This is a genomic window from Halorubrum sp. AD140, from assembly GCF_034497445.1.
Classification (GTDB): Archaea; Halobacteriota; Halobacteria; order Halobacteriales; family Haloferacaceae; genus Halorubrum.
Genome location: NZ_JAXRUU010000259.1, coordinates 1 through 1,174, shown reverse-complemented (window position 1 = coordinate 1,174; position 1,174 = coordinate 1). Strand labels below are relative to the sequence as shown.

Annotated in this window: 1 protein-coding gene and 1 pseudogene; both read right to left on the bottom strand. The window is 61.3% G+C overall.

The features are described 5' to 3' along the window. Window positions 1–216 (bottom strand): annotated as a pseudogene (locus tag U4E84_RS18015) (ABC transporter permease); the annotation flags it as partial. 7 nt (window positions 217–223) lie between these two features. Beyond that, a partial coding sequence (locus U4E84_RS18010) for an extracellular solute-binding protein (protein ID WP_322533442.1) occupies window positions 224–1,174 on the bottom strand: 951 nt, incomplete at its 5' end.

Sequence of the window (1,174 nt, the reverse complement as noted above, 5' to 3'; positions counted from 1 at the left end):
TTCCCCGACGAACAGCTCTCGGTAGTTCGACACCGAGAACGACCACACCACGTCGTAGGATTGGTTGACCTCCGCGAAGCTCACCATCACGAGGAACGCCGTCGGAATCAGTATCAGCGTGAGCAGCCATCCGACTCCCGGCCCCACCATGAGCGCGAGTTTCGCCCGTTCGCCCCGCCGTCCGAACGCGTCTTCGAGCTTCTGGATGACACTCATCGTTCGCTCACGCGTTCTTGACCCGCTCGAACATCTCGATCCACTCATCGTCCCGCTCCGCGGGCTTGAACGGGATCATTCCCTCGAGGATACCCGGCTCGATCTGGAGCGCTTCTTTCTCGATGTTGTCCATCGCGTCTTGCGACGTGTTCATGATGTTCCGCTCCTCGGAGAGCGCTGCCCCGGTCTCGGGGTCGATGTACTCGTTTAACACGCGGAAGGCTGCCTCTTTGCTCGAGGATCCGTCGGTGACGATGGCGCCCTCGAACCAGGTGAGCTCCTCTTCGGCCGGCTCGGAGAACTCAACGCTGTCGACTTCGTTCATGATCCCCACGTGGGTGCTCCGGTTCGCGAACGACGCGACGATGTTCCCGTTCTGGTAGTCCTGCGTGAGCGTCTCCTCGTCGTGAATGAACCCGAGGAGGTTCGGCTTGAAGTCGGTTAGCGTCTCCTCGATCGTCGTGAGCTGCTCGTCGGTGAACGAGACGGTGTCGCCCTCGAACGCCTCGGTGTAGCCGAGCGCGAGCCCCGTCGCCATGATCGACTTGTAGTAGCCGTCGTACAACGTGATAGCGCCCGTGAGGTCGGTCCCCGCGTACTCCTCGCTGAAGAGGACTTCGTAGGATTGTTCGTGGTCCTCCGGGAGCACCGAGCTGTCGTATCCGTACGCGTACCACCCGAACTGTACGGGAAGGCCGTACGTTTCTCCGTCGCTGGCGAACTGGGTCTCGGCCGCGTCCTGGAACGTCGGATACAGCGCGTCGAAGTTGGTCAAGATGTCCATGTCCACCGGCGCGGCCAGATCCGCGTCGATGAACCGCGGCACGTACTCGTTGTTCGGGATGACGATATCGTACTCCTCACCGCCGCCCGCGTTCACCGTGGAAAACATGTTCGCGGAGCCGTCGGCTATCGATACCTCCAGTTCGACATCGTCGAGCGACTCCTCGACCTGATC